Consider the following 20,237-nt stretch of genomic DNA (forward strand, 5'->3'; position numbering starts at 1 on the left):
CCGGCAGGAGGAAGCAGGTGACGCGCCATGCAGGGCACGCGTCGGGGATTCCCTCCGCCGGTATCAACCGGATCAGGTTCCAGGGGTTGTCGCGCGACGTATCGCTGCGGCTCTCAGCCCATCCTCGGGCACCCCCATCCAGGCCGACAGTGTAACGTCACTGTCTTGCCGGTGTCTTGTCCGACGCGGGTCAGGTGGGCAGGGCAGGCGGGCAGGGCAGGCGGTGGCTTTCCTGAGTGGGGCGAAACGGACTATGCCGATGTGCCACGCCTTGGGTATGCTGAGGTTTACTGTAACAAGACGTGTAGCCCAAGGAGATCATCATGCCCGACACACCGGATCTCTCGACCTGTTCCAGTTATCCCGTTCCCCCGCGGCGGCCGAGCACGGCTGAGGCCGTTGGCGAGCCGCGTCCCGTGCCCAGGGGCTGGCCCGAGGAGTCACTGACCCGCCGGCTCTCGACCTATCTGGGCCAACCGCTCGAGCCGCTGGCACTCGCCTGGCCGGATAGCGCCAACTGGCTATGGCGCCAGCGTGGCGGCACGCCCGGCCTCATCAAGCTGGCGCGCACCGGCCCAGACCATGACCCCTTCTGGCGCGCCATGCGCGGGGTCTTCGGCGCCGATCGCTGGGCGACCCCGGAGGGCCTGACGCGACTGGCGGGCGCCTTGCCCGCGCGCCTGCCGATTCCGCCGCTGCCCCTGACCTTTCTCGGGCGTCTCGATGGCGCGCCCATCTGGCACCTGCCGTGGTCCAGCGGGCAGCCGAGTGATCTCAGCATCACCTTCTGTGAGCTGCTGGGCGACCAGCTCGGTCGCCTGCATCAGGATACGGTGTCGGGCTTCGGTCAGCCGCTGGCGCAGCCAATGCCGCTATTGCACTGGAATACCCGTGTCACGCGCTTTCTCGCCCATCACCCGCGTTGCGCGGAACTCGGCACGCTGCTCAAGCGCACCTTCCCGGCACCGACTCGCGCGGTGTGGTGTCTGCCGGACATGCGCGCCGATCAATACCTGTGCGCTGCCACCGGCTGGGTATGGAGCGATTGGGAGGCGCTGGTGTGGGCACCGATCGAGTTCGACTGGGCGCTGGTGGAGTTGCTGCTGGAAACGCCGGAGCAGCGTCAGGCCTTCATGAAGGGCTATTCGCGCCATGGGCGCATGATCGATCTCGATGGCCAGCGTGAGCTGTGTCGTGCGCTGTTGTGGGCGATGGAGGCCTTCGGTCCGCGGTCCTATGCTGAGCTTGCGGCAGCCCCGGCCTGGGTCTCGCCGCGCAGCCTGGCGTGAAATCCGCGTGCTGCACACTGCAAGTACATGAAAGGTGTGAAATTTCTCTGCAGCCCCATCGCTGACATGGAATACTGTGGGTGAGTCGTCGTGGACGTCACTCGAGATCTGATGTAGGGCTTGGCGGGGGAGCACTCGTGGTAGAGAACCTGAATTATTATTTCTTGCTGGCAGGCACGCTGATCGCCTTGAGCGTGTTGGCCAGCCGCGTCTCGGCGCGTCTTGGCATGCCGCTGCTACTGCTGTTCCTCGGCCTTGGCATGCTGGCGGGTGAAGATGGCGTGCTGGGCATCCAGTTCGACGACGCCTCATCCGCTTACATGATCGGTAACCTGGCGCTGGCGCTCATTTTGCTCGATGGCGGCCTGCGCACACGGCTGTCCACGTTTCGTGCCGGCCTGAAACCGGCGCTGGTGCTGGCCACCGTCGGGGTCTTCATGACCAGCGGCCTGGTGGGCCTTCTGGCCATGTGGCTGTTTGACCTCACCCTGATCGAAGGCCTGCTGGTCGGGGCCATCGTCGGCTCCACCGATGCCGCGGCGGTCTTCTCGCTGCTGGGCGGCCAGGGTGTCCACCTCAATGAGCGTGTCGGTGCGACGCTGGAAATCGAGTCCGGCACCAACGACCCGATGGCGATCTTCCTGACCATCACGCTGGCCGAGATCCTGACCGGTCAGCTCTCCGGTGTCGCGTCGGGCATCATGAGCTTCCTGCTGCAGTTCGGTGTCGGCGCCGCCATGGGCATCGCCGGCGGCTGGCTGATCGCCCGCCTGATGCGCTATCTGGACCTCGCGCCCGGCCTCTATTCGCTGCTGGCGCTGGCGCTGGGCTTGAGCCTGTTCGCCACCACCAACGAGATGGGCGGCAGCGGTTTCCTCGCCATCTATCTGTGCGGCCTGATGATCGGCAATCACCCCGGCCGGCATCTGGAGCACATCCTGCCGGTGCATGATGGTCTGGCGCATCTCTCGCAGATCGTGCTGTTCCTGATGCTGGGCCTTTTGGTCTCGCCCTCGACCATGCTGCAGTTCGCGCTGCCGGCCGCCATCCTCAGCGTGGCGTTGATTCTGGTGGTGCGCCCGCTGGCGGTCATCCTGTGTCTCAAGCCGTTCTTCCGCTTCCGCTGGCGTGAGTTGTGGTTCATCAGCTGGGTCGGATTGCGAGGGGCGGTGCCGATCGTGCTGGCGATCTTCCCGGTGATCACCGGGGTCGAGAATGCCGGTCTCTACTTCAATGTCGCCTTCTTCGTGGTCATCATCTCGCTGCTGGTGCAGGGCTCGTCGCTGGCGCCGATGGCGCGCAAGCTGAGGGTGGTGGTGCCACCGGGCGCACAGCCCAGTCGCCGCAACCTGCTCGGCATCATGCCGGTCAATGACTATGAGATGCTGGTCTATCGCGTCGACAACACGGCGCTGGAAGGCGTGGCGCTGCGCATGTTGCGCTTCCCGTCGGGGGCCAAGGTAGGGGCGCTGTTCCGCAATAAGGTGCTGATCCACCCCAAGGGCAGCACCTGTCTGCATCAGCAGGATGTGCTGTGCGTGGTGGGGCGCTCGTGTGATGTGCCGAGCCTCAACCGCATGTTCAATGGCGAGAGTCTGCAGCACGAGCAGCGCGCCTTCTTCGGGACCTTCACGCTGGAAGGCGATGCCAACATGCAGGATATCGCCGATGTCTACGGCTTGACGCTCTCCCAGGGCGAGCACCACCTGACCATCGCCGAGTTCATCACCCGTCGGGTCGGCGGGGTGCCGGTGGTCGGCGACGATGTCGACTGGCATGGCATCCACTGGGTGGTGAACGAGGTGGAAGGCAATCGCATCACCAAGGTCGGCCTGCGACTGCACTGAGCCTGAGTCCGTGTCAGGGCCTGAGCCTGTGTCTGCACCTGCGCCTGCGCTTCACACACTACGACGCCCCCATTGCACTGCGTGTAATGGGGGCGTCGTGTTTGGACTCATCAATATCGTATTCTGTTGATGTCAGGCCAATTTGTCCGTGACAGCGCCTGGCCACCGATTGTGGCCAGCGACAAGGAGGTGACTACATGGCCAGCCCACATCCTCATCTCGCGGGCTTTCTGCGACGATTCGAGCAATTCCCGCCCGGACTCACGGCGGATGAGAAGACCTTTCATGCTACCTTCAACGTGGTCTACGTGCTGGCGGTCAGTTGCCATCTGCTCTACGCCATCCTGCTGTTGTGGCTGGGCGAGATGGGCATTCTGGCGCTGAATCTGGCGATGCTGATCGTCGATCTGGTCTGCCTGCAGCTGCACCGTGCTCGCCGTGAAGCCCTGGCGGCCACGCTGATGGCGTTGGGCACCTGCGCGCAGATCAGCTTCTCGCTGCGCTATTTCGGCTCGGAGGCCGGGTTCGACTACTTCTACTTCGGCGCCTTGCTGTGCATCTACTCGATCCGCATGTCGTTCATGCGGCGCGTTCTTCTGTGTGCCGCCTGCCTGAGCATGCCGCTGCTGGCCTACATCATCCTGATGCTGGAAGGGCCGACCAATCCGCTGCCCGCTGGTTGGATGCTGGCATTTCGCATCATCAATCTGGGCGTCTTGACCATCTTCTTCACGCTGGTGCTGGTGCAGATGGGCTGGTCGGTGGAGCGCCTGCAGCAGCGTTTCGAGACGGGAGGGCGCTTCGATGCGCTGACCGGCGCCCTGAGTCGCGCCGAGCTGGTCGACAGCGGGCGTGGCATGTTGATCAACAACGGGGCGCTGAGCGTGATGATGGTCGATGTCGACCATCTGGCGCTGATCAACGAGACCTGGGGTCGCCAGGCCGGTGATCAGGTGCTCAAGGAGCTGGTGCGGCGCATGCGCAGCATCCTGCGCGGGGAGGACCTGGTCGGGCGCTATGGCGGCGAGGAGTTCGTGCTGTTGTGCCCGGGGCTGCATGGCGAGCGCGTCGATCAGGTGGCAGAGCGTCTGTGCAAGGGCGCCTCGGCGTTGCCGTTCGTCATCAATGACGGCCTCAACAGTCTGGATGTCAATCTGTCGATCGGTGTCGCCCAGCGCCAGTCCGGCGACAAGGACCTGGAAGGCCTGATCGCCAAGGCCGACGTCAATCTGTTCCGCGCCAAGCAGGACGGCGGCAATGGCTTCGTCAGTGACACCCAGCTGGGCCCCGTGGGTGGGCCGGGCATCGCCGTCATCAATTGAGCGCAAAGCTCTGTAAGCAGAGCTTTGCGCATAGAGATTTGCGAACAAAGCTTGGTATACAACCCAGCACGCCCCCGGAGAATGACGTTCATGTCTCCGGGGGCGTGCGTGTGTCAGGGCGTTATCAGGCTTGCCTTGAGAAGAGTCAGCGGCGGTTGGACTGGCGACGACGGCCCTTGCTTGCGGACTTGGGGGCATAGTCGCTGTTCGAGGCCGGCACCGCGAGCTTGGGCGCAAAGCCTTCCACGACTTCGCGCGTCACGAAATAGCCCAGATGCTGCTCGATGGCGCACAGGTTGCGGAAGTCATCACGCGAGACCAGCGAGATGGCTTCACCGCTGGCTCCGGCACGACCGGTACGCCCGATGCGGTGGACATAATCCTCGGCGGCGTCCGGCAGGTCATAGTTGACCACGCGCTGGAGGTCATCGATGTCGATGCCCCGCGCGGCAACGCCGGTGGCCACGAGATACTTGATGGTGCCGGCCTTGAAGTCGGCCAGCAGCTGCTCGCGCATTGCCTGGCTGCGACCGCTGTGGAAGGACTCGGCGGCGATGTCACGCTTCTCCAGCTGACTCACCAGCTTGGCGGCGCCACGCTTGGTCTCGATGAAGATCAGCGCCTGCTGCCACTGTTTCTCGTGAATCAGATGGCTCAGAAGGGCGGACTTGAACTCCTTGTCGACCGTGATCAGATACTGGCTGATATCCGGCGCGGTGATGTTCTCCGGTGCGACCATGATCTCGACGGCGTCCGTCACAGCGGTCTTGGCGAGCACGCGCACCTGGGCCGAGAGCGTGGCCGAGAACAGCAGGTTCTGGCGCTCCCTGGGCAGCTTCTCGACGATCTTGTTGATATCGGCGATGAAGCCCATGTCGAGCATGCGGTCCGCTTCGTCGATGACGAGGGTGCGTGTCTCGTCGAGGTGGATCGCGCGGCGGGTCAGCATATCCAGCAGGCGGCCGGGCGTCGCCACCAGGATGTCCACGCCCTCGATCAGGCGCTGTTGCTGGGGTTCGATCTCCACGCCGCCATACATCGCCATGGAGCTGACTTCCAGATACCTGGAGTAGTGCTGGATGTTGTCTTCGACCTGAATCGCCAGCTCCCGCGTCGGCGTCAGGATGACGGCATGTACGCGCTTGGCGCGTACCTTGGGCGCCTGCTGCAGGGTCTGCAGGATGGGCAGCACGAAGCTTGCCGTCTTGCCGGTACCCGTCTGGGCGGCGGCGATCAGGTTGTCACCGGCCAGCACGACGGGGATCGCCTTCTCCTGGATGGGAGTCGGGGTCTGGTAGCCTTGCTCGGTGACGGCCTTGACGATGGAATCGCTCAAACCAAGGGCAGAAAATGGCATGGTGTCTCGACTTGTCTAAAGGGGGAGGGGCAAGCGCACATTCTGCGGCAAGGAATGTCTGGCGCAGTGATGCTCACTGTAGCCGAAAGTCCGCTGACGGCCCGGCGCATCATTGGCCATCGCTGCTCAGGCAGGGTAGCGAAGTGGCGGCGATGGGCGCTGCGCGGCAACAATGAAAAAGCCCCGCCTACCTGAAGTAGACGGGGCTTTCGGAATTCAAGGTGGTGGAGGGACAGGGATTCGAACCCTGGGTAGGCTATTAACCTACGCCGGTTTTCAAGACCGGTGCATTCAACCGCTCTGCCATCCCTCCGACTCACGGAGCGAAATACTACCGAACCTGATGAGAATAGCAAGAGCTAGGCGAAGAAAAATCTTCGGAAAAGCCATCGCGGACAATCACTTGCAGCAGGATGGCGCCGGGGTGAGGCCGCCGGAGCCGCCTGCTGGCACCAGACCATGAATCAGGTCATGACTCAGGCCACGAAAAAGCCCCGCCTACCTGAGGTAGACGGGGCTTTCGGAATCAAGGTGGTGGAGGGACAGGGATTCGAACCCTGGGTAGGCTATTAACCTACGCCGGTTTTCAAGACCGGTGCATTCAACCGCTCTGCCATCCCTCCGACTCACGGGATGAAATACTACGGATTTTTCAGTCAGGGTCAAGGACTTGGCGTAAATTTCCTTGTCGTTCAGATGCTTGAAAGGTCGCACATGCCACAATGGCTGCGGAGACTGACGATGTCGTTGCCTTGCACGCGCCGGATGGTTGCCTCAATAGGGCTTTTCATCGTTCTGTCTCTTGATTAGGCAAACCCCTGAGGGCATGCTGGGGTCAAATCGATGAATCCATCGTAGCAACCTGAGGATAGACACCATGGCTAACAGCTCCTGGCAGGTCTCGCAGGATACCGCGAGCCGCTCGCTCAGTACTCACAAGGTACTGCGCAACACTTACATGATGCTGGCAATGACGCTGCTGTTCTCCGCGCTGACCGCTGGCGTGGCGATGAGCATGGGCGTCGGCCGCATGAACATCTTCGTGCTGCTGATCGGTGCCTACGGCCTGATGTTCCTGGTCCACAAGACCGCGAACTCCACCGCCGGCATCTTCGCGACCTTCGCCTTCACCGGCTTCATGGGCTTCACGCTCGGTCCGGTACTGAATGCCTACCTGAGCCTGCCCAACGGCGGCCAGCTGGTGATGACCGCGCTCGGCATGACCGGCATCACCTTCGCCGGCCTGTCCGCGGTAGCACTGGTGACGCGCAAGGACTTCTCGTTCCTTGGCAACTTCCTGTTCGCTGGCGCCATCGTGCTGATTCTGGCGATGCTGGCAGCGATGATCTTCAACATCAGCGGCCTGGCACTGGCCGTCTCCGCCGGTTTCGTGCTGTTCGCCTCCGCGGCGATCCTGTTCGAGACCAGCCAGATCATCCACGGCGGGCAGACCAACTACCTGCTGGCGACGGTGAGCCTGTACGTCTCCATCTACAACATGTTCGTCAGCCTGCTGGCCCTGCTGGGCTTCGCTTCCGACGATTGATCGTCAAGCGAAGGAACATGAGACCTGCAAACGACCCCGCCTCGGCGGGGTCGTTTGCGTTCGGGTGTCAGGTGGCGTGACACGCGCTAGAATGGCGCCCATTCATGAGCAGTCACACGAGGTTCGCATGCGTTATGCTCTGGCCGTCTACGGCGGCCCCTACAGCCAGCAGGCCAGCCATTCGGCGCTGCGCTTTGCCGACGCCCTGCTGGCGCGCGGCCATCAGCTGACCACGGTGTTCTTCTATCACGATGGCGTCTACAACGCCGCCAACATGATGGCACCGCCCCAGGACGAGCCGCATCTGCGCGATCGCTGGCTGTCGCTTGCCGAGAATCACGCCACCCGCCTGCAGGTGTGTGTCGCGGCGGGCCTGAGACGCGGCATGCTCGATGAGCGCGAAGCGGCGCGGCATGGCAAGCAGGGGCATACCCTCGAGGCGCCGTTCGAGCTGACGGGGCTGGGCCAGCTGGTCGAGGCGACGCTGGACAATGACCACCTGATCACCTTTGCATGACGTCATTTCTTGTCGTCACTGATGATGTCACTTATCGAGTGAGGAGCAGACCATGAGCGATGTGATGACGGCAGCCCCAGCAGGCGATGACGCCGGGATAGCCGCCGGTGATCTGCTGGTCATGCTGCGCCATGGCCCGCATGGCAGCAGCTGGCTGCGCGAGGGACTGGAGGCGGCGATGGTCGCGGCGGCCTTCGGGCGCGAGGTCGGGTTGCTGTTCACCGGCGATGGCGTGATGGCGCTGCTGGAAGGGCAGCAGGTCGGGCCGCTGGGGCAGAAGGGCAGTGACAACCTGCTGGCGGCGCTTGAGATGTATGACGTCGAGCGCTGCTACGTCGATGCGGCGGCCCTGCGCGCACGCGGCCTGACAGCGCAGGATGTCACGCTGTTGCCGGTCACGCTGCTCGAGCACGACGAGGAGGTCGCGCTGACGACCGCGTTCTCGCGCGTGTTGAGCTTCTGACACGTCACTGCCGCCAACGCTGGCGACTGATATGCTCGCATCAGTTTCCTGATGCCATGTCATTGATATCTCTTGATTGATGGCCAGTGGCAGTCCCAGCTTCCCTTGCCTGGATAATTGCATGAATCTACATCTACTCAATCGTTCGCCATTCTCCAGCCGCATCCATGATGATGTGCTCAATGCCATGGGTCCGGAAGACCAGCTGCTGTTGATCGAGGATGGCGTCAATGGCGCCCTCGACAACGCCGAGCAGCACCTTGCCGGGCTTGAGGGACGGCTGTTCGCGTTGCGCGAAGACCTCGAGTCCCGCGGCCTGCTGGGGCGCTGCGCGGAGAACGTCATCGTGGTCGACGTCGACGGTTTCGTCGCCCTGACCGAGGCCGCCGACAAGACCGTCAGCTGGTTCTGAGGCGCCAGACGCTTCTCCCTTTCAATTTTCATGCAAGACAGTGAATCAGGATCTGTATGGCCAGTAGTGAAGCGGTGCGCACACTGACGCTTGATGGGCGTGATATCGGACTGGATGCGGAAGGTTATCTGGTCGATCTGGATGACTGGAGCCCGGCGCTGGCGGAAATGCTGGCCGCCGAGGAGGGGCGTGAACTGACGCCGGAGCACTGGGAGGTGATCGAGGTGTTGCGCGACTTCTATCAGCGCTTCTCGCTCTCGCCGGCCATGCGCCCGCTGAGCAAGGCGATGACCCAGCGGTTTGGCCCCGACAAGGGTCGCTCGCTGCATCTGATGCGGCTGTTCCCGGACAGCCCGCCCAAGGTGGGCGCGCGCATCGCCGGGCTGCCCAAGCCGACCAACTGTCTGTGACGGTCAGTCGCATGCCTGAGTCGTCTTGCCCGTCGTGGTGCGCTGCGCTCAACGCGCAAGACCCGGCAGGGATGGCGACGTACGGCGTTGTCTGCGTTACTATTCGTCACAGCGTTGCGGTGTCGGCCAGGAGGCCGATGCTGCTTCAGGTCCCGCGACATGGTCGCAAGGGCATTTGAATTCAGGCGGACAAGAGTCGACTTGCATGGGAAGAGCATTCCAGAACCGTAAAGAATCAATGGCGCGTACCTCTCTCAACAAGGCACGCGTGTATTCACGTTACGGGCGCGAGATTTACGTCTCGGCCAAGAGCGGTGGCCTCGACCCCAACGGCAACCTGAGCCTGCGTCGTCTCATCGAGAAGGCCAAGAAGGACCAGGTGCCGACTCACGTCATCGACAAGGCGATCGACAAGGCCAAGGGCACCGGCGGCGAAGACTTCGCTCTGGCGCGCTATGAAGGCTTTGGTCCGGGCAACGTCATGGTCATCGTTGATTGTCTGACCGACAACAACAACCGCACCTTCGGCGAAGTCCGCACCTGCTTCAACAAGGGCAAGGGCAAGCTGGGCGCGCAGGGTTCGGTGTCGCACATGTTCGACCACCGCGCCATCCTGGCCTTCAAGGGCGCGGAAGAGGACGAGGAAAAGGTCCTGGAAGCGCTGATGGAAGCCGACGTCGATGTCAGTGATATCGAGCTCGACGAAGGCATCATCACGGTTCTCGCGCCGACGACCGAGTACTTCAAGGCCAAGGGTGCGCTGACCGACATCTACGGTGAAGACCTCGACTTCGAAGTCGATGAGATCAGCTTCATTCCGCAGATCCATACCGAAGTCGGCGGCGATGACGCCGAGCTGCTCAACAAGATGCTCGAGCTGCTGGATGATTGTGAAGACGTGCAGCAGGTCTATCACAACGGCGAGTTCGTCTAAGTCAGCGTCTTGAACGTGATGCGACTGACAGCTTCACGCTGACTGGGATGCGAATGTCAGTGTGAGAGGTCAGTCAGAAAAAAGCCCCATCGGCATGCCGACGGGGCTTTTTCATGTCTCGACACTCTGCACGTTTTGACACCCTGCACGTTTCGACACTCTGCACGTATCGACAGTGCGCGCGCCTCAGCAGTGCGCGCGCTTCAGCAATGTGCATGGTGCTGCGCTTGCGGGTCCGTCTCGCGTGGGTCCGCCATGCCACCCTTGACGCCGTGCTTCACCAGCCAGACGTTGACGGGCCAGGCGGCGAGCAGCCCCAGACTCAAGGAAATGATCAGCGAGTTCCAGAACAGCGGCTGATGCATGCCGGCGCCGCCCGCAAGCCAGAGGTCCACGGAGATCGCCACCACTTCCATCACCACGATGGAGGCCGTCTCGCTCTTGAAGGCATCACGAATTACCTGCGGCTTGTCATCACTGCCGCCCTGCAGCATCGGGCCGACCGTCAGCAGGAAGCCGAACAGGTAGGCGAAGAGGAAGGTGATGATCGCGGTGGAGATATTGCCCATGGCCAACAGGCCCACCGCCAGGCTGACGCCGACGAATTCCCCCAGTCCGCAGCCCGAATAGCAGTGCGCGACACTTCTCAGTCCCTTGCGGGCATCACCGTTGGCGGCGATCTGGCGACGCCCGGCAAAGCGATAGACCAGCAATCCCACCACGCCGGAGTAGAGTGTGGTCAGCCCCCACACCCACTTCATCATCGGGGCCAGATGGGCATTCTTCGTGGTCAGGTCACGCACGACCCAGATCAGCGCCGGTACCATCAGCAACAGCCAGCACAGCAGCAGGCTCCAGTGGGAAAGTGACTCACGTAATAGATCTTGCATGGTGACCTCCTGTCGAGTGGATGTCGTAGATGGCCGTGCGCCGATAGCAATGCGCTGATAGCAGTACGCTGATGACGCGGCCCTCCTTGATAGCTGGTGGGGGCAGCGCGCCATATCAAGGGTGGCCTGTCATCGCCTGCTCGCAACCGGCCGTTGCTTTCGCCTGACAGGGTGACAGACGAGGGTGTGTTCTCACGCCTTGTTAACCTTGGCGCAAGCCTCCATGGTGAAGGATGTCGGGCATTGCCCTTGCAATGTCGCCACTTTTTCCAGGAGTCACCATGTCGAGACACGCTGCTACATCCCTTGCGCGCGCCGCCCGTCAATTCGCCGGTGTCGGCTTGATTGCCTCGCTCGCCGCGCCAGCCGTGGCCCAGGCGGCAGACGACAAGGTCTTCGGCTGGGTGGAAAAGGCGACCATCGAGCCGTGGGGCGTGATGGTGAAGGCCAAGCTGGATAGCGGCGCGCTGACCTCCTCGATGCATGCCGAGAATATCGAGACCTTCGAGCGTGATGACGAGGAGTGGGTGCGTTTCGATGTGGAAGTCGAGGACGAAGCCAAGGGTGACAAGGTCGAGAACACCTTCGAGCGCCCCCTGTATCGCGACCTGACGGTGTCCGGCGCAGGCGGACGCGATACGCGCCCGGTGGTGCTGATGACGCTGTGCATGGGCGGCGAGCGCTACGAGGAGCAGTTCAGTCTGCGCGATCGTGACGGCATGAATTACCCGGTGCTGCTGGGGCGCCGCACCATCCAGAGCCTGGGCGTACTCGATGTGCGCAAGACCTTCCAGACCAGCCCGGACTGTGCCGAGGACGCGCCGCTGCATCGCTATGAAGACAAGGAGTATTCCGATCGCATCGGCGCGGCGTCCTGATCTGATGTCGCGCTGAACGCTCATTGAGAAACGCGCACCGCGCACATTCATCACAAGAGGGAGGCCAGCATGTCGGACACCGCCAGCCAGCAACCTCAGCGTGACGGTTTGCCACTCATCAGGATCTACTACGACGCGCGCTGCCCGGTGTGTCGTCGTGAACGCGCCCGCTACGAGCGGCTGTCGCGCCAAGACGCCAATGTGGAGTGGTGGGATGCGACGGATAACGCCGAGCATCTCGCCGCTCGTGGCATCGGGCTTAAGCAGGCATTGCTGTCGTTGCATGTCGAGACAGCGCAAGGGCAGATCCGTGAGGGCATGCCGGCGTATCGCCTGCTGCTTGCGCGCATCCCCGGTCTTGCCTGGCTGGGGTGGCTGATCACGCGGCCGCTGATCGAGCCGGCGCTGACGCGAGTCTACGATGCCTGGGTGCGTCGTCGGCTGTGTCGGGACGGCAGGCTGTGAGTGCTGGCGAGCCCGACGCAGCGAGCTGGAAGCCCCATTGCAAGCCCTGCTGGTTCATCATGCTTTTTTGATATGCAAATGCTAATAGTTTTCGTTAGTATGTGAGGCACTGTCTGTTTCTTCACGTCTGCGAGCTTCCCGATGATCGACGCGCTTTCCCCGCTCTTTGCCGGTCCGATGGTTGCCTATCGGGACCTGATCACTACCTACGCTCAGGTGCAGGCAGGTGATGAGGCGTCGCTTCAGCGTGTAGTACCGGCGCGCGATGTGCTCAGCCCTGGGTGGCTGGCGGCGTGCATCGCCGCGCATGGCATGCAGTACGAGACCGGCCCGGCAGACGCCGCCTCTCACCACAGCGCTCCCGATGAGCAGGCGCTGCTTTCCCAGTGGTCCAAGTACCTGTTGTCCTCGATGGTATCGCTGCCGCTGGCGGCCAACCTGCTGCTGGATCATCAACTGCCGCTGGAGCTGCGACATCTTTCGCTGCGCCTTGGCGAGCATGGCGTGGTCACGCAGCTGATACTCGATGATGCGGCGGGGCAGGGCACAAGCCTCCCGGCGGAGATCGAGTCGGCCGATGAGGTGACGCGTCTCCAGGCGCGCTTTCAGGGCTACCTGGCGCATCTTGAGGCCGTCATCGAGCGCCTGGTGCCGCACACTGCGCTGGGGCCCAAGGTCTTCTGGAGCAACGCGGCACATTACTTCGTCTATATCGTCGGCATGCTGGAAGAGCAGGGCTGGGTCGCGCAGGCGGCGCCGGCACGTCAGCTGATGGCGACCAGAATTCTGGCCGACGGGCGGCGCAATCCGCTCTATCAGCCGGTCAGCGACGTGATGGACCGCCACGGCGAACGGCATACGCCGCGCAAGGTATGCTGCGTGCGTTATCGCATCGAGTGTCTGGGCTATTGCAGCAATTGTCCGCTGAGCATCGAGCGCGCCACGGCCCGCCGTGCCCAGACGCGTCGGGTCGATCAGCGTGCCAACTCGCGCGCAGCGCTGATCGGTAGCGACCTGTCCTGATAGGCAGCGTTCTGAGCGGCAGCGGTCTGTGTTGAACGGCGCCCTCTGGTAAGATGGCGCCCCCTGTCATTGTCCGGTATGTCGTCATGTCCTCGTCTTCGCGCCGCCCACGCGGTGCTCCCCTCGCCAAGTCCGGCGCATCCCCCCGACACGACTCGGCTGACAGACGTCAGCAGGCCGCCCCGGCTGGCCGTCGTGATCCGGCCGCGCGCGAGAAGCCCAGCGCGGCCAAGGCGCCTTCCGTCCAAGCGCCTGCCATCAAGCTGACCCCGGCTCGCAAGGGTCAGCTGCACCCCCGCAACCCGCATCGTGGGCGCTATGACATGGCCGCGCTGGTCAAGGCGAGCCCGGCACTGGCGGCCTTCGTGATCAAGACACCTGCTGGCAGCGAGTCCATCGACTTCGCCGATCCCGTGGCGGTCAAGGCGCTCAATCGGGCCTTGTTGAGTCGCCATTACGGCATCGCCCATTGGGACATTCCTGCCGGCTATCTGTGTCCGCCCATCCCCGGGCGCGCCGATTATCTGCATTATCTGGCGGACCTGATCAGTGAGGCGAATGGCGGTCAGCTGCCGGCGGGTGAGCACGTGCGCGCGCTGGATATCGGCACCGGCGCCAACCTCATCTACCCCCTGCTGGGCAATCGCAGCTTTGGCTGGCAGATGGTCGGCAGTGATATCAGCGCGCAGGCGATCGACTCGGCTCGCGCGATTGTGAGCGCCAATGTGCGCCTCAAGGGCCAGATCGAGGTGCGTCTGCAGGCCGATCGCACGCGTCACTTCGCTGGTATCTGGGGCGCGGATGAGCGTTTTGATCTGGTGCTGTGCAATCCGCCGTTCCATGCCAGTGAAGCCGATATGGCGCGGGAATCGCAGCGCAAATGGCGCGGGCTCGACAAGTCGCGCCGGCAGCGCGGCAATGCCTCACGCAAGGGTGGGTCACGCACTGCGCCTGCGCTGAATTTCGCGGGTCAGGCAGCCGAGCTCTGGTGTCCGGGCGGGGAAGAATCCTTCGTCACCCGCATGATCCAGGAGAGCCGCAACGTCGCCTCGCAGTGCCTGTGGTTCACCTCGCTGGTCGCGCATTCGGCGAGCCTGACCGGCATCAGGAAAGCCCTCAAGCGCAGTGGCGCCAGCGAGGTCAGGGTGATCGAGATGTCCCAGGGGCAGAAGGTCAGCCGCTTCGTCGCCTGGTCGTATCTCACGCCCGACCAGCGTCGGCAGTGGGGGCGGGATCACTGGCAAGGGAAGTGAAGCGTCTGCCGCGCTGAAGTCAGGTCAGGTCCAGAAGAGGTCAGCCCCCCAACGCAAGGAGCCCCGCCAGTGAACTGGCGGGGCTCCTTGCGTCTTGCCTGTCAGCCGCTATCAGCAGCGACCCTCGCAGTTGGCAGGCTTGTCATTGGCGATGCGCCAGTCTTCCTCGTTGGCCAGCGTGGCCAGCGGCGACAGCATCGAGAAGTCGAACTCGGTGAGGCAGGTGCCGCGTTGTACGCGCTTGGGCCAGTCATGATTGGCCAGCGCCGAGCGACCGATGGCGACCAGGTCCGCGTGCTGCAGGGCGGCCTGCGCCTTCGCGACGTTGGCGACATTGCCATTGGTGATCAGGCTCACCTCGGCGGCCTTCTCGCTGCGCACCTGTGCCGCCAGTGCGGTCAGGCTGAGGCTGCGCTCGCGCTCGTCGTCTGCCTCGGGGAAGGCGGGAGCATCGACATCGCTGCCGGTCAGGTGCAGGAAATCCAGCCCGGCCTCCATCAGCTTGGCGAAGCGCTCGCGGGCCTTGTCAGGCCCGCCCTGCCAGGTGAGGTCCGGCTCAGTCACGGTGCCCTGGGACAGGCGAATGCCGATGGCGAAATCGGCGCCGACTGCTTCACGCACGCTGCGGATGACCGCCAGCGGGAAGGCCAGACGCGCGATGGCGTCGCCGCCCCAGGCATCGTCACGCTGATTGAAGCGCTCACTGATGAACTGGTGGATCAGGTAGCCGTTGGCACCATGCAGCTCGATACCATCGAAGCCGGCTTCCTTGGCGCGACGGGCGCTGGTGGCAAAGCCGGCGATCGCATCATGGATTTCCGCTTCGCTGATCTCGCGGGCCAGCGGGAAGGGGCCGGAGCCACCGTAGAAGCTGAGCATCTCGCCACTGGCGCGGCTCTCGGAGGGGGCGACGACCTCATCCTTGAAGCGGTTGTGCTGGGTCTGGGCGCCGGCATGCATCAGCTGGGCGATGATACGGCCACCTTGTTGATGCACGGCGTCGACCACCGGACGCCAGCTGTCCTGCTGCGCCTGGTTGGCCAGCCCCGGTTGGTTGGCGTAACCCTGGCTGAAGGCTTCATCGGTGTAGATGCCTTCGGTGATCAGCAGCGAGAAGTTGCCCCGCGCGAAATCGCGATAGTAATCGACCATGTCAAAGTGCACCTGGCCGTCATCCTGCGCGCTGGTACGCGTCATCGGGGCGAGCACCAGGCGATTGCTGAGCTCCAGCCCGGCGAAGGCATGGGGGGTAAACAGTGCGGTGGTGTCTGTCATCTAGTACGTCTCCCGCGGAAAGCATTCCGCTGTCGTATCCGGTCGTAGGCCCTGAGCGTCTGCGTGCACAAAGAGGTGAAGATCGACGCAAAGCGGTGGCCTGAATGAATGATCGACGGATCATCTGCATGCCCTATATCGTGCCTGCCGCACCTGGGTGTCACAAGCCGGAACGCTGGAAGGAGAGTGTTGTCGTTTTGACAACCTGTGCATGTAATTGACTGAATTTGCGAGACTTTTTTCAAATAATTCAGGGTTGCTGCATGAAGTGGCAACGCAGTGCTGCTTTCCATGCACATAAGCATATGCGCGCAACGACGCAGGCCCCGCAACCGTGGGTTGCGGGGCCTGCGTCATCAGCGCCAATCGTGCCTATGGCGAGTGCTCCGTGCTGTTGATCACTTGCCGTCGCACTGGGCGTTCTGCTTGCTGCTGCCGGAGGGCGGGCAGCCGAACCAGTTCTCGGTCGGCTTGGCCTGGCCAGTGTTGGCGTGTCGGCCGCCCTGGCTGCCGATCTCGCCGCCATCGAGGCTTTTCTGTACCTGGCGCGTGGCGTTGTCCTTGGCTTGCTGGCGTGCTTCGGGCTGTTCGTTCTGTTGATAGTGCGCGCCGTTGTCAGCTGCGCCGTCCGCGGTGCGCTTGGAGTGGCTGGGCGTAGGCTGGCCCTGCGAGGAATGCTGGGAAGAGGCCGCGCCGCTGGTCCCTGTCTCGGTGTTCATCTCGTCGAAGGCCTGGGCCGAGGAGAGGCCCAGCAGGCCCAGCATCACTGCGGCGGCGCCGATGCCACGGCGCAGGCGGGCGCTCGCGGCAGGGCGCTGGCCTGAGAGAAGGCCGGAGCGCTGGCCATTGAGAGAGGCGTTGTCGTCAGCGATGTCTGTCGAGGTCTTGTAGAACATGATGAGGGGACTCCTTGCGGGTCTGGCTGCCGGTGTCGGCAGCCGCGCGGGTGAGGGATTCACCGGCGACGTATGAGGTGTCGGCGAATGCTGCGCCAGCTTGCGAGCGCACGATGCCAGACATGAGAGGGTGACGTGAGTGACTGCAACTCGGCGTTGCGCGCCAGGTAATCGATAGAACAGTTATCGGGGCACGCGGCGCGAATTCAACTCTTGTTCAATAATTGGCCGTGGCGACGGGCGCTCTCGACGGGGAGGGTGGCGTGTCTTGCTCACTCGATTGAGGCGCAGCCGACACGCGATCGATCAGACACTTGTGATGGCAAAAGGGCAGACGCCCCTTGAAGTCGCGACGCGCCATGACAATGTGAGAGGGACAGGGCAACGGCCCTGAGTGTTCACCCAGGTCAAGGAGACAGGCATGACGATCAAGAAAACCGGTTCCGCGCATTGGGAAGGTAGCGTCAAGCAGGGTAAAGGCACTGTCAGCAGTGAAAGTGGTGCGCTCAAGGATCAGCCTTACGGCTTCAACACGCGCTTTGAAGATGGCGCCGGCACCAATCCCGAAGAGCTGATCGGGGCGGCTCACGCCAGCTGCTTCTCGATGGCACTCTCGATGATGCTGGGCGAGGCGGGGCATGAGCCCAAGGCCATCGATACCACCGCCACCGTCCATCTGGACAAGGACGACAGCGGCTTCAGCGTGACCAAGGTCGCTCTGGTGACCAAGGCCGATGTGCCGGGCATCAGCGAGGCAGACTTCCAGTCCACCGCCGAGAAGGCCAAGGGTGGCTGCCCGATCTCCAAGCTGTTCACCGCCGAGATCTCGCTGGAAGCCTCGCTGGTCAACTGAGGCGTCGCTTGTCGACCCAGTCGTCGCGGGCGAATGGCCGTCAAGCGTCGACCACGACGACAACGACTCGCGTGACCGCAGGTATCATCTCTGCGATGCGAGCATGAAAAAACCGCCCCCCGGGGCGGTTTTTTCGTTGTGCGCGGTGAGCTTTCCGAGGGCGTGTACTAGCGCTTGTCTGAGCCGTTTGCTGAACCGTTTGCTGAGCCGTTTTCTGCAACCTTGTCTGAACCCCTGTCTGGGCTCATTGCCAACTCCTCCTCCTCGCTGACCTCGCCGGCATGCTGCATGGCATTGCGGCGCGATTGCAGTCGCGTCAGCGGCTTGCGATCCGGCGTGCGGTACCAGCGAATGTTCTCGCGTGAGCATTGCTCCAGCTCGGCGATCACCTGGGCGCCGAGCAGCAGGATCACGGCGCCGATCTCCAGCCCCAGCAGCAACACGATCAGCGTCGCCAGCGAGCCGTAGACGGCACCCACGAAGGACAGGTGGGTGAAGTACCAGCTCAAGGCGAGACGCGTCAGCTCCCACAGCGTGGCCGCGACCAGCCCACCGACCAGCGCGCGGCGGGTCGAGACGCGGGTCTGGGGCAGTATCTTGTAGATGGCGCTGAACAGCCCGAACATGCCGACGATGCTGATCAGATAGATCACCTCGCTGCCGGCATCGCCCAGGGTCAGCTCGATACCGGTCAACAGCGTCAGGGCGTCATTCATCGCCGAGGCCAGCGCCACCAGCAGGGTCAGCGCCAGAAGGCCCGCGCCCAGCACCATCACGAAGGCGTAGGGCAGCAGGGCGGAAATCCAGGCGCTGCGCTTACGAATCACCGGATGCTGATGGAAGATCAGCGCGATGGCGTCTTCCAGCATGCGAAAGGCCAGTCCGGCGAAGAACAGCAAGCCGCCCATGCCGATCCAGCTGATCACCTCGCGATTGGCCAGCAGCTTGCGCACCGCGTCCAGCAGGATATCTTCCTGGCCCGGCCCCAGATGCTGGACCTGAATGGCGATGATGCTCATCAGGCGCGTTTCATCGACCAGGTGCGTCAGCAGCACGCAGAGCAAGGCGAACAGCGGCACGCTGGACAGCAGGATGTTGTAGCCGACGCCACCGGCCAGCAGCACGCCACGGTTGGCGATGAACTGTCCGATGACGCGCAGGGCGAAGGCCAGCAGGCGCGGCAGAAAGCGCAACAGGCGGCTGCTCACGGAGTCTGCAGCAGGGTCTGGCATGGCTGGGCATCCTCGCTTTGGTTCGTGGTGTCAGTTCAAGGGTGATATCAGCCGCGCTGTCGGGCGCGATGCTGGAAGAACGTCGAGGCGGTATAGAGCGCCAGACCACTCCAGATCAGCACGAAGGTGATCAGCATCGTCGGATGCAGGGTTTCCTTGAAGATCAGCAGCGCGATCAGAAACTGCATGGTCGGGTTGATGTACATCAGAAAGCCCACCGTGGCGAGGCGCAGGCGACGCGCTGCACCGGCAAAGGCGAGCAGCGGCAGCGCGGTGAGCACGCCGCTGGACATCATCAGCACGCTGGCGGGTAGCCCCAGCGGGCCGACATCGCTGTCCGTGAAGTGCGATTCGCCGGAGAACCACTGACCGCCGATCAGCAGCAGCGCGAGTGGCGCGAGCATCATCGTCTCGACCAGCAGGCCCGACAGGCCATCCAGCGCGATGCGCTTTCTGAGCAGCCCGTAGGTGCCGAAGGTGACGGCCAGCGAGAGCGTGATCCACGGCAGTTTCGTCAGGCCGATCAGCTGCAGGCTCAGGCCGAGAACGGCCAGCCCCAGCGCGAACAGCTGTACGCGCGACAGGCGCTCCTTCAGGAACAGCATGCCCAGCCCGACATTGACCAGCGGCGTCATGAAGTAACCCAAGCTTGCCTGCAGTACCTCATGCACCTCCACCGCGTGGATGTAGATGCCCCAGTTGAGCGCGATCAGGATCGAGCAGGCCAGCACCGGCACCAGCTTGCGGGGTTCGGCGAAGGCGGCGCGCACCGGCGACCAGCGTCGGATGACGCTGATCAGCAGCACCATGAACACGCAGCTCCACAGGATGCGGTGCAGCAGCACTTCCCAGGCGGGAATGCTCTCGAACAGCGCGAAGTAGAGCGGAAAACAGCCCCACATCACATAGGCGCCCAGCCCGAAGCCGACACCCTTGGCGCTCTCGCGGCGCGCCTGAGCCAGGCTCTCGACTGAGGGGCTTGCCTGCTCCCGCCTCATGCGGAGTCGCTCGAACCATCCTGCGCCAGCGGTTTACCTGCGATGTAGTAGCCAGAAGGTTCAAGGGCGATGAAGAAGCTTTCGGCCTCCGGATAGCCGGCCTCTTTCATTGCCTGCGCGATGGACTGGGCGCACAGATCGCGCACCTTCTGGCCACGTTCGAACCACAGCACCTCGACGAAGGGGAAGGCATCGACGAGCTGACCATCGAACACATACTGGGTGGTGATGCATTCCAGCGTGAATTCGTCGCGCGCGGTGGCGGTCGCTTCGCTCAGCTGATCGATCAGTGCGCGCGAGACAGGGGCAAGACGGGCAGGCGTGACACCGTGGAAGCGAAGCTGAGGCATGAAGCTCTCCTGTGAGTCGGGATAGGG

The 20,237-nt window shown here is 63.2% G+C and carries 21 protein-coding genes, 2 tRNA genes and 1 riboswitch; of the genes, 14 read left to right on the top strand and 9 right to left on the bottom strand.

What is annotated here, in order from left to right; translation table 11 throughout:
• Positions 1 to 32: 32 nt before the first annotated feature.
• Positions 33 to 146, bottom strand: a riboswitch (TPP riboswitch).
• Between the two features lie 177 nt (positions 147 to 323).
• The 3 genes from QD356_RS03105 (at position 324) to QD356_RS03115 (ending at position 4,458) form a co-directional block, all read left to right on the top strand.
• Positions 324 to 1,289, top strand: coding sequence for a hypothetical protein (locus tag QD356_RS03105; protein ID WP_192837940.1), 966 nt, complete (start codon positions 324 to 326; stop codon positions 1,287 to 1,289).
• Positions 1,290 to 1,426: 137 nt separating this feature from the next.
• Complete coding sequence (locus QD356_RS03110) at positions 1,427 to 3,136, top strand: potassium/proton antiporter (protein WP_131431696.1); 1,710 nt, start codon at positions 1,427 to 1,429, stop codon at positions 3,134 to 3,136.
• Positions 3,137 to 3,333: 197 nt separating this feature from the next.
• Entirely contained in the window at positions 3,334 to 4,458 is a 1,125-nt protein-coding gene (locus QD356_RS03115) for a GGDEF domain-containing protein (protein ID WP_192837941.1), read from the top strand.
• A 145-nt stretch (positions 4,459 to 4,603) separates the two neighbouring features.
• Here the strand turns inward: QD356_RS03115 and QD356_RS03120 are convergent, their stop codons facing one another.
• The 3 genes from QD356_RS03120 to QD356_RS03130 form a co-directional block, all read right to left on the bottom strand.
• A complete protein-coding gene (locus QD356_RS03120) occupies positions 4,604 to 5,815 on the bottom strand; it encodes a DEAD/DEAH box helicase (protein WP_192837942.1) in 1,212 nt (403 codons plus the stop codon).
• Positions 5,816 to 6,037: 222 nt separating this feature from the next.
• Positions 6,038 to 6,128: transfer RNA gene (locus QD356_RS03125), tRNA-Ser, on the bottom strand.
• 219 nt (positions 6,129 to 6,347) lie between these two features.
• Positions 6,348 to 6,438: transfer RNA gene (locus QD356_RS03130), tRNA-Ser, on the bottom strand.
• A gap of 254 nt (positions 6,439 to 6,692) precedes the next feature.
• On the opposite strand from QD356_RS03130, the gene QD356_RS03135 reads away from it, so the two are divergent.
• From QD356_RS03135 to QD356_RS03160, 6 genes are all read left to right on the top strand, one after another.
• Positions 6,693 to 7,361, top strand: coding sequence for a Bax inhibitor-1/YccA family protein (locus QD356_RS03135; protein WP_054557334.1), 669 nt, complete (start codon positions 6,693 to 6,695; stop codon positions 7,359 to 7,361).
• A gap of 127 nt (positions 7,362 to 7,488) precedes the next feature.
• Positions 7,489 to 7,878, top strand: a complete 390-nt coding sequence (tusD, locus tag QD356_RS03140) for a sulfurtransferase complex subunit TusD (protein ID WP_043335054.1) — start codon at positions 7,489 to 7,491, stop codon at positions 7,876 to 7,878.
• A 52-nt stretch (positions 7,879 to 7,930) separates the two neighbouring features.
• On the top strand, positions 7,931 to 8,341 hold the full coding sequence (gene tusC / locus QD356_RS03145; RefSeq protein ID WP_225996389.1) for a sulfurtransferase complex subunit TusC: 411 nt from the start codon (positions 7,931 to 7,933) through the stop codon (positions 8,339 to 8,341).
• A gap of 121 nt (positions 8,342 to 8,462) precedes the next feature.
• On the top strand, positions 8,463 to 8,753 hold the full coding sequence (gene tusB / locus QD356_RS03150) for a sulfurtransferase complex subunit TusB (RefSeq protein ID WP_043335056.1): 291 nt from the start codon (positions 8,463 to 8,465) through the stop codon (positions 8,751 to 8,753).
• A 56-nt stretch (positions 8,754 to 8,809) separates the two neighbouring features.
• Positions 8,810 to 9,163: a TusE/DsrC/DsvC family sulfur relay protein gene (locus QD356_RS03155; RefSeq protein WP_043335059.1), complete on the top strand. Its 354-nt coding sequence runs from the start codon at positions 8,810 to 8,812 to the stop codon at positions 9,161 to 9,163.
• Between the two features lie 205 nt (positions 9,164 to 9,368).
• Positions 9,369 to 10,097 carry a YebC/PmpR family DNA-binding transcriptional regulator gene (locus QD356_RS03160; RefSeq protein WP_054557332.1) on the top strand — a complete coding sequence of 243 codons (729 nt, stop codon included), beginning with the start codon at positions 9,369 to 9,371 and terminating at the stop codon, positions 10,095 to 10,097.
• Between the two features lie 203 nt (positions 10,098 to 10,300).
• On the opposite strand, the gene QD356_RS03165 is transcribed toward QD356_RS03160, so the two are convergent.
• The gene (locus QD356_RS03165) at positions 10,301 to 10,987 is read right to left on the bottom strand and encodes a DUF4396 domain-containing protein (protein WP_192837943.1); all 687 of its coding nucleotides are present in this window, start codon (positions 10,985 to 10,987) and stop codon (positions 10,301 to 10,303) included.
• 281 nt (positions 10,988 to 11,268) lie between these two features.
• On the opposite strand from QD356_RS03165, the gene QD356_RS03170 reads away from it, so the two are divergent.
• The 4 genes from QD356_RS03170 (at position 11,269) to rlmF (ending at position 14,606) form a co-directional block, all read left to right on the top strand.
• Complete coding sequence (locus QD356_RS03170; RefSeq protein ID WP_052384744.1) at positions 11,269 to 11,865, top strand: RimK/LysX family protein; 597 nt, start codon at positions 11,269 to 11,271, stop codon at positions 11,863 to 11,865.
• 69 nt (positions 11,866 to 11,934) lie between these two features.
• Positions 11,935 to 12,330, top strand: a complete 396-nt coding sequence (locus tag QD356_RS03175; protein WP_153635436.1) for a DUF393 domain-containing protein — start codon at positions 11,935 to 11,937, stop codon at positions 12,328 to 12,330.
• Between the two features lie 141 nt (positions 12,331 to 12,471).
• Positions 12,472 to 13,353, top strand: a complete 882-nt coding sequence (fhuF, locus tag QD356_RS03180; RefSeq protein WP_192837944.1) for a siderophore-iron reductase FhuF — start codon at positions 12,472 to 12,474, stop codon at positions 13,351 to 13,353.
• 86 nt (positions 13,354 to 13,439) lie between these two features.
• A complete protein-coding gene (gene rlmF / locus QD356_RS03185) occupies positions 13,440 to 14,606 on the top strand; it encodes a 23S rRNA (adenine(1618)-N(6))-methyltransferase RlmF (RefSeq protein ID WP_192837945.1) in 1,167 nt (388 codons plus the stop codon).
• Between the two features lie 111 nt (positions 14,607 to 14,717).
• On the opposite strand, the gene QD356_RS03190 is transcribed toward rlmF, so the two are convergent.
• Positions 14,718 to 15,881 (bottom strand): NADH:flavin oxidoreductase, encoded by a 1,164-nt coding sequence (locus QD356_RS03190; RefSeq protein ID WP_192837946.1) that lies wholly within the window; start codon positions 15,879 to 15,881, stop codon positions 14,718 to 14,720.
• A gap of 398 nt (positions 15,882 to 16,279) precedes the next feature.
• The gene (locus QD356_RS03195; protein WP_192837947.1) at positions 16,280 to 16,777 is read right to left on the bottom strand and encodes a hypothetical protein; all 498 of its coding nucleotides are present in this window, start codon (positions 16,775 to 16,777) and stop codon (positions 16,280 to 16,282) included.
• A gap of 421 nt (positions 16,778 to 17,198) precedes the next feature.
• Between QD356_RS03195 and QD356_RS03200 the strand changes: the two genes are divergently transcribed.
• Complete coding sequence (locus tag QD356_RS03200) at positions 17,199 to 17,630, top strand: OsmC family protein (RefSeq protein ID WP_043335071.1); 432 nt, start codon at positions 17,199 to 17,201, stop codon at positions 17,628 to 17,630.
• Between the two features lie 167 nt (positions 17,631 to 17,797).
• On the opposite strand, the gene QD356_RS03205 is transcribed toward QD356_RS03200, so the two are convergent.
• Genes QD356_RS03205 through QD356_RS03215 form a run of 3 tightly spaced genes read right to left on the bottom strand, consistent with a single transcriptional unit; the run spans position 17,798 to position 20,210 of the window.
• Entirely contained in the window at positions 17,798 to 18,862 is a 1,065-nt protein-coding gene (locus QD356_RS03205; RefSeq protein WP_192837948.1) for a YihY/virulence factor BrkB family protein, read from the bottom strand.
• A 47-nt stretch (positions 18,863 to 18,909) separates the two neighbouring features.
• Positions 18,910 to 19,860, bottom strand: coding sequence for an EamA family transporter RarD (gene rarD, locus QD356_RS03210; RefSeq protein WP_192837949.1), 951 nt, complete (start codon positions 19,858 to 19,860; stop codon positions 18,910 to 18,912).
• On the bottom strand, positions 19,857 to 20,210 hold the full coding sequence (locus QD356_RS03215) for a DUF1904 family protein (RefSeq protein ID WP_192837950.1): 354 nt from the start codon (positions 20,208 to 20,210) through the stop codon (positions 19,857 to 19,859). The genes rarD and QD356_RS03215 overlap by 4 nt, the downstream gene beginning before the upstream one ends.
• Between the last annotated feature and the right edge of the window lie 27 nt (positions 20,211 to 20,237).

Origin of the sequence: Cobetia sp. 2AS (assembly GCF_029846355.1) — a bacterium.
Classification (GTDB): Bacteria; Pseudomonadota; Gammaproteobacteria; order Pseudomonadales; family Halomonadaceae; genus Cobetia; species Cobetia amphilecti.